We start from the raw sequence: 7,729 nt of genomic DNA on the forward strand, positions 1-7,729 counted from the left end.
CGTCGCTGGTCCACGGGTGCTGGCCGGTCCCGTCCAACCACCACCTCGGTTGGCCGTCCTGCTCGTAGCGGGTTATCCGGTAACGCCAGGCGACGTGCCTACCCTTGGCGTCAACCTGCCAGTCCAGTAGCCGCGGGCGGACGGCCTCGGGCGCCGGTTGGATGAATTCCCAGGGGTGGGTTATCCGGATCTCGATAAAGTCGCCACCCATGAATTAACCTTACCAGGACGCTTGCTTGCGTCAGTGGTTCTACCTGCGAAGATGGCGTTCGTGTGGGATGGGCTCACCCGGCAGTTTCCGTTCGACCGGAAGCGTCATATCGCTTTCTCCTGAGGAATCGTCGAGTTCTTCCGAGTGGACGAACGAGCGGCGGCCGACCTAAACGAGCGATTGTTCGCCTTTCTTGACCGGCGCGTAGAAAGTGGTGGGAGATGCCGCGTAGCTGCTGCCGGGCTTCTTTGACCGGCATGAGGTGCCGCATATCTTTCTTGTTGCACCACGGACACAGATCAAACCCTTCGTCTGGCACCTTGGGACGTTCAGGCGGCGGTATTGCGCGCTCCCGCTCGACGGCTGCCTGCACGGCTTCGTTGATGAGGTCGCGCAGTGCCTGGGCGAGTTGGTCGACGGCGTCACTCACCGCTGCCGTCTCGGATCGTCGGTGCGTTGAAATGTGTTGCGTTCTAACCATTCCAAGACGTCGGACCACCCGGTAGAGCACCCTATTGCCGCGCTTGATGAACTTCGGGCCAGTCCCCCGGTAACGATCCTGGGCCAGCGAAGCGGTGGTGGTGTGGAGATACTCGGCTACTTCGACAGGCGTCGCCAGCGCCGGTAGTTGATCAGACATGACCGGCGATCATAGCCAGACCAGCTCAAGCCCCCGGTCAGGATTGAACTGTATCCGGCGGTCCTGGTCAAAGGACCTTCTCAAGACATTCTGGGCGCGGGCCAGCGGCTAGCAGAATCAACAGTTACCTGGTGGCACGGTCACTGATGTAAGGCACACCCCAGCGAGACGAGACTCCGCAGGTTCGAATCCTGCCGGGGGCACGAGCGTTCTTGCAGTTCAGAGATGGTTTCTGACCCTAGCATATGGCCCCGTTGTTATCAGGCTGTGATTCGGTTTCGCCGCTTCCGTTTGCTCCCCAGGAACGCCTCAATAAAGAGATCCGCCGACCCTGGAGAGCTTGTCCGACAATGCGTCGATGATCCGATCATATTGCGCGGAAACGGAATCAGCGTCAGGTTGGTCGTAGACCGAGTGCAGCAGCGTGCGCACCCACGGCCAGGAGGACTTCGGGGTGACCGCCATTAAATTCGTCGCGTAATGGGTGCGGCACCGCTGCCACGACGCTCCCGGCAGGGTGGCGCCGATCGCGGCGAGCAGCCCGGCATGGGCATCAGAGGTCACCAATCGGACCCCTGAGAGCCCTCTGGCCGTCAGGGAGCGTAGGAACGTTAGCCAGCCGGCCCCGTCCTCTGCGGTGGTGACGTCGATGCCCAGGATTTCGCGGTATCCCTCGGCGTTGACCCCGACGGCGATCAGCGCGTGCACGTTGACCACACGACCGGTTTCGCGCACCTTGAGGACCAGGGCGTCAGCGGCGACGAACGTGTACGGACCAGCGTCCAGCGGTCGGGTGCGGAACGCCTCCACGGCGGTGTCGAGTTCTTTGGCCATCACCGAGACCTGCGACTTCGACAGACTGGTGATTCCTAGCGTCTCGACGAGCTTGTCCATCCGCCGCGTCGACACCCCGAGCAGATAGCAGGTGGCCACCACTGTGGTCAGCGCCCGCTCCGCACGTTTGTGGCGCTCCAGCAGCCAGTCCGGGAAATAGGACCCGTGCCGCAGCTTGGGATCGCCAAATCCAAAGACCCTGTACGGGTGTCGAATTGGCGGGCCCGGTACCCGTTGCGTTGATTGGTGCGCTCGGTGCTGCGCTCGCCGTAGCCCGCGCCGCACAGGGCGTCGGCCTCGGCGCCCATCAAGGTGTGGATGAACGTCGACTGCAGCTCGCGCAGCACATCGGGATGGGTGGTCGTGAGTCGTTCGGCCAACACCTGTGGCCAGTCGATATCGTGGGCAGTGGTCATCGTGTTGATTCCTTTGCTCGAGTGACTTTGGTCGGTCTCTCGAAGAATCACGCGATGACCCTCAATCATTCGGCTACGACACGCCAGCCCTCACGAACCAGGCCTGGACTCGTACACCACCTTGGTGGACGCAACCGGATCCGGCATCACGGGGTCCTAACCCGTTACCGCTAACCTGCCATTATCAGACCCTTTGGTCCGCAAGTCGCGGCACGGTTCCTCATAAGGCGGCCGCGCAGAGCAAGAGGTATGGGTCTTCGTCAACGACGAGAACTGCGGCCCTCCCGAGGTGCTTCTCCGCGCTGTTTCAAACGGCCGGATAGAGCCACGAGCTTTATGCTCTTTAGCCTGGCTTTGCAGGGGCGTAGTCGCTGCGATCACTCAGGCGGCGGACCCATCCCCAAGGTTGCGGGCGCCCTTCACATTGCGTAGTCCCGAACAGTTCACGCAACCGATGCACCCTACACAGTCGATGCAGCGCACGCAGCCAATACAGGCAACGCAGCGGGTGCAAGCAATGCATGCCACGCACGCCACGCAATCCCGCATAAGAAGACACAAGACAGTCAACAGACTGCCAACTACCGCGACGCTGCCCGCGGTCGCTGCGGAGCCCGCTACCGCGACGCTGCCCGCGGTCGCTGCGGAGCCCGCTACCGCGACGCTGCCCGCGGTGGCGACCGACCCGGCTACCGCGATACTGCCCGTAGTCGCAACCGATCCCGCTACTGCGACGCTGTCCATGGTGGCGACCGACCCGGCTACCGCGATACTGCCCGTAGTCGCAACCGATCCCGCTACTGCGACGCTGTCCATGGTGGCGATCGAGCCCACGGTTGAGCCGCTGTCAAGAGCAACCGCTGAATCCCTCTGAATTACCACAGACTCATCATCTCAGCCACGCGATGACCCTTACCTCATTTTGCCGCTGTTGCTATTCGGTGGCGCTCACAATGATTCCGACACAGAGTTTTGAGACTCTCGTATTTCGTCTGTTTCAAGACAGGGCCGCCATTACCGAGTGCGGGCAGAATCCCTTCGTGTGCGCGTGGTTAGGGACCGGTGTGGATGTAGGGGTCAAGCAGCGCGGTTGCCACTAGCGCGGGTCACCCGCAACTTCCCGGAGGCTGGCCAGAGCTGAGGCTAGCGTCGGAATCGCCTCGTAGTACGGAATCATCGGAGCGAGTTCGGCCAGCATCGCTGCTGCCTGCTCGCGCAACCCAAACCCCTGCTGATCGATGGCAACGTCGCATGCATTCTGGTAGTCCGCGAACAGTTCGCTGAGGTGCGTTCCGACGTCATCGCCATAACGCCTGAGATAGCCGCTCTTAATCTGCTCGGCGATCGCCTCGGTGTCGAGGCGATCATTCTTCACCTTCTGAAGCAAGTATGTGAGTTCCCCCCACCAACGTGTCTCGAGCGAACGCTTCACCAGAAGAGATACGGCCTCACCACTGCTCTTCAGCGAATACGTCGCCCGCCCACCGCTGGGGCGGTCATGGGTGACGATGAGCCGATGGCGCTCCCTTGCGAAGAGCCGCGCCGGATCCACCTGATGGTCGACCTCCACGAGGTTGACCCCGGCCATGACAACAGTGCCCCTCTTTGTCAACATGTCGACGTAAGCAACGGCAGTTTCGATGGGTGCATCCGACGGACGTGACTCAAGGGCGCGGTCGCCAAGCTTCTCGATGACGTCCTTGAATGGTCCGGCCTGATCCGCGAGCGCCGACACGGCGAACTTCCCGGCGATCCTCGCTGCTTCAAAATACTTTTGCGCGTCGGTCAGCTGTTCGTCCTGTGCATACAGCCAGCCAATCTTGAACATAAACAGCTGCCCCGGTCGCAGCATTGTGCGCAACGACAAGCGAGGATTAGCGCCTCGGTGCAGCGCGATAGGAACGCCCTCAGCCGCACCAGTAAGTGTTCGCGACAACGGATCGGAACTGAGGATCTCCCCCAGGTCCGTATCAGGGATCGCGCTGCGCGGCAGCGTATACCTCTCCACCGACCGATGAGATCCGTCCGCCATGCCATTCCCATCCGCCCTTGATGGTGGACGGGTCAAGCGTATCTTCCACGGCAAGCGACAGTCCCGGGTTAGCCGTTCGGTTGAAAGCTGAAGGTGCGGTTGGAACCGCCCATGCTTGTCGCCCCGACCCCGATGTAGTTGAGCAAAGTCCCCTGACAATCGCTCCCGCCGTAAACGGCGATTGGCTGATTGGTGTGATTGGCCGCGCTGAAGCCGTCGGCGTTGGCAGGCAGGGTGATGGTCAAACAGATGGTGTCACCGTTCCATGCGAGTATTCGGCCACCGACGTTGGAAGGGATGTAGGGATTAGGCCCGCCGGAGCCCTGGAAGGTCACGTCGAGCGTGCCGGTTGCGGCTCGGGCGGGTGCTGCGGTGCAGACGGCCGTGATCACAGCGGCCACGAGCCCGACGAGTGCGGTCTCGGTGACGAAGCTGGCCAAATGAACCGCCCGTCGGTCGGAGAGGCCCAGAGCTATCACGAAACGATCCCGTCTTATTTAGGGCGGCGACGAGTTGATGATCTGCGCGGGACTGCTTGTGCAATTATGCGTCACTCGTCCTGGGTGCGGAATCGTCATTCACTGGGCCGGTGCTAACTCACATAAGAACCGATGCAAGGTAGTCCAGGGCCTTAAAGGATAGGCGGTTGGCCCCTTCCACGAGGGGGCCCATCGGCGTTCACGGTGATTCCGCCACAGAGTTTTGAGAGCCTCGTATCTCGTCTGTTTCGAGACGGTTTGGGCAGGCTCTTGCTGCCCCGCCGCTTAGGGCATGGCCTCAGCCCAGTCGATGTGCCCCTCGTAGCCAAAGCTTCTGGCCGTGTCGCGGTAGCGGTCCCTGAGGTGCGCGTAAGTCGCGGTATCGCCGTGAGCCCGCGCCAGTAGAGCCCGCAGCCGCAGCAACCAGATGTCGCGCACAGCCAAACCGTCGTCGGCTGGCGCGGCCGCCAACCGCTCGATCGCGGCCTCGGCGTCGACCACGTCACTCTCGGTCCCGCGGTCGAGCAGTGTCTGCACCAGAACACCGGTCGCAGCAATGCCATGCGCCAGCAGCTGTCCGTCGCGAAAAAGATGGTCGATGTCGGCGCGGATGAGCGGTATGGCGTCATCGCGATCTCCACGCCGAGCCCTCTCACGTGCCAAGTAGACATCGACGAGCGGTAAATCGCCCAGGATGTGTCCCCGGCGCAGGAACACGTCGCTGAGCTCGGCCAGAAGGCGACGGTGCCAGCAGCTGGCTGTTCCGCCCACCTCCGACACTGGGCGAGCACAATCGTGAGGTGCTGACCTCGCTGTGTGGCCTGACCGACGGCGAGCTTGAGCGCCTCGCAGCCGAAGGCGTCATGGGCACCCGCCCGAAGGGCCTATGACACTCCACACTTGTCGGCACACCCCACCACCACAATCAGCACATGTGTTCGAATATCCGGCACTGGTGGGCGCTTACGCGGCCGCTCGCCCGTACTGGGCAAGCAGCTTCTCCCGTTTGGCCGGGTGAAGGTTCGCCTTCGTGACATCGCCACCGTAGTGCGCCAGCACGCGACGGTCCATCACGCGACGCCACAGCGGCGGGAAATACGCCAGACAGATCATGCTCGCGAAGCCGCTTGGCAGATTCGGCGCGCCGTCGAAGCTGCGCAGCACCTGGTAGCGGCGCGCGGGGTTGACGTGGTGGTCGCTGTGCCGCTGCAGTTGGTACACGACGATATTGGACACCAGGTACTCAGAATTCCAGCTGTGCTCCAGCGTGCAGCGCTCGTAGCGGCGGCGGGGCGTCTTCTGCCGAAGAAGCCCATAGTGTGTCAAGTAGTTCACGCTCTCCAACAGCACGAACCCGAAGACCGCCTGGATCAGAATGAACGGAATTAGGCCCCGACCGAAGATCGCCAGCAACAACCCCCACAGCACCACCGACATCAGCCACGCGTTGAGCACGTTATTGCGGATAATGAACACGCGCTCGTTCAGACGCCGCATCCGCTCGGCCTCCAAGTGCCACGACGAGCGCAGGCTGCCCCAGATACTGCGCGGCAAAAACGCCCACAGGCTCTCACCCATCCGCGCGCTGGCGGGGTCCTCGGGCGTCGCCACCCGCACATGGTGGCCGCGGTTGTGCGCGACGAAGAAATGGCCGTAGCAGGTCTGGGCCAGCGTGATCTTCGACAGCCAGCGCTCTAGCGCGTACTTCTTGTGCCCGAGCTCGTGCGCAACGTTCATGCCGACCCCGCCGAGCACTCCCACCGACAGCGCCACCCCGATCTTCGACGCGCAGCTTAGTGACCCGGCGAAACCAAGCCAGCTGACGTTGTCGGTGGTGAACAGGTAGGCCCCGAACACCACGCTGGCGTACTGGCACGGAATGTAGGCGTAGATGCAATACCGGTAGTAGCGCTTTTCTGCGAGCCAGCCCATCACTTCATCGGGCGGATTCTGCCCGTCCGGCCCATACCGCAGGTCCAGCAGCGGCAACACCACGTAAAGCAGTACCGGGTTCATCCAGAACAGCGCCTGCGAAGCCGTCTGCCACCCCAGCTGATTCATGGCACAGATCACAGGCAGCACCGAGAACAGAGCCGTCGGGCCGGTCAAACCTATTAGATACAGGTAGCGCTTCTTGTCACGCCACTGCCCGGCAGCCGTCGACCCCGGCGAAGAATCAGCATCGACGTTCGACGCCACAATCTAAACCCTCTCTGAGACTCACCAGCGAGCAGAGTTTAATCTAAGGATAGGCGGTCGGACACTCCACGAGGAGCCGTCGGCGTTCACGGTGATTCCGATACAGAGTTTTGAGAGCCTCGTATCTCGTCTGTTTCGAGACTGCGGTGCGGGGACACAGGCTCAGTGTGTTGGCCCCCTGACATGTGTTGGGGCAGGTGTTGGTCAATCGGTCAGCTGGCAAGCAAGCCTCGGAAGGCGCAGTCGGCCGGGGAGATCGCGTCGGCCTGGCCGATGATGTGGCCGTGCAATTCGGGATGGTTGTCGAGGTGCGAATGCGCGTATTGCTGGTCAGTGTGGAAGGTGATCGATCCGCAGAGGGTATCGGCCAGGGTTCCGGAGCAGTCGGTTTGTGCTATGACGACGACGGCGGTGGCGGGTTGCCATGTCCATTCGTCGCTGTGGCGGTGGATGCGGATCGGTGTCCCGGTGTCGGGGTCGGCTGAGTCGATAACGCCGTCGGTGCCGGTCATCAACGGGACGCCCAGCGCATCGATCGCGCACATTGCTGCAACCGGAGGGTGGCCGGTGAGGTGGACGGTGTGGCCAGTGAATCGGCGTGAGAAAGGGTAGGCGACCTCGATTTGTCCATCGGGTGCGCTGTGCACGAGGTCGGCGCTGCCAAGTTGGTGCAGCGCATCGTCGAGGTCGACGCCGAGCGCGGCAGCGGTCGGGCGCAGATCGTCGCGATGGACTTGGCCGCTATCACGGAAGCCGCGCAACACGGCTCGGTGGAGTTCTCGGATTGCGGGCGGCAGCTGCTCGGCTGAGGCTGCGACCGACTGGGGGGCGTCCGACTGATCGGGCATTAACTACTCCATTGACTGTCAGTTGAATTGGACCTAGAGGGGCGTAGTGCGTCGAGAATGTGTTGCGGAG

General features: G+C 62.3%; 7 protein-coding genes and 1 pseudogene. All 8 read right to left on the reverse strand.

Annotated features, from left to right (window positions below; translation table 11 throughout):
* Positions 1–211: hypothetical protein (locus ACLP9N_RS20390; protein ID WP_442409116.1), on the reverse strand; the 211-nt coding region annotated here is incomplete at its 3' end.
* Positions 212–1,160: 949 nt separating this feature from the next.
* Positions 1,161–2,170: pseudogene (locus tag ACLP9N_RS20395) on the reverse strand (IS256 family transposase).
* A gap of 312 nt (positions 2,171–2,482) precedes the next feature.
* Entirely contained in the window at positions 2,483–2,917 is a 435-nt protein-coding gene (locus ACLP9N_RS20400; RefSeq protein ID WP_442409117.1) for a hypothetical protein, read from the reverse strand.
* Positions 2,918–3,197: 280 nt separating this feature from the next.
* A complete protein-coding gene (locus ACLP9N_RS20405) occupies positions 3,198–4,133 on the reverse strand; it encodes a hypothetical protein (protein WP_442409118.1) in 936 nt (311 codons plus the stop codon).
* Between the two features lie 68 nt (positions 4,134–4,201).
* Complete coding sequence (locus ACLP9N_RS20410; protein ID WP_442409119.1) at positions 4,202–4,612, reverse strand: hypothetical protein; 411 nt, start codon at positions 4,610–4,612, stop codon at positions 4,202–4,204.
* A 285-nt stretch (positions 4,613–4,897) separates the two neighbouring features.
* Complete coding sequence (locus tag ACLP9N_RS20415; protein WP_442409120.1) at positions 4,898–5,383, reverse strand: hypothetical protein; 486 nt, start codon at positions 5,381–5,383, stop codon at positions 4,898–4,900.
* 192 nt (positions 5,384–5,575) lie between these two features.
* A complete protein-coding gene (locus tag ACLP9N_RS20420; RefSeq protein ID WP_442409121.1) occupies positions 5,576–6,811 on the reverse strand; it encodes an alkane 1-monooxygenase in 1,236 nt (411 codons plus the stop codon).
* A 212-nt stretch (positions 6,812–7,023) separates the two neighbouring features.
* A complete protein-coding gene (merB, locus tag ACLP9N_RS20425) occupies positions 7,024–7,659 on the reverse strand; it encodes an organomercurial lyase (protein WP_442409122.1) in 636 nt (211 codons plus the stop codon).
* Between the last annotated feature and the right edge of the window lie 70 nt (positions 7,660–7,729).

Source organism: Mycobacterium sp., from assembly GCF_052144515.1.
In the GTDB taxonomy this organism is placed as follows: Bacteria; Actinomycetota; Actinomycetes; order Mycobacteriales; family Mycobacteriaceae; genus Mycobacterium.

Bases quoted from the DNA above. Each gene is read 5' to 3' on its own strand.
- ACLP9N_RS20400 (WP_442409117.1), bottom strand. From the start codon at position 2,917: ATGGACAGCGTCGCAGTAGCGGGATCGGTTGCGACTACGGGCAGTATC.
- merB (WP_442409122.1), bottom strand. From the start codon at position 7,659: ATGCCCGATCAGTCGGACGCCCCCCAGTCGGTCGCAGCCTCAGCCGAG.
- ACLP9N_RS20405 (WP_442409118.1), bottom strand. From the start codon at position 4,133: ATGGCGGACGGATCTCATCGGTCGGTGGAGAGGTATACGCTGCCGCGC.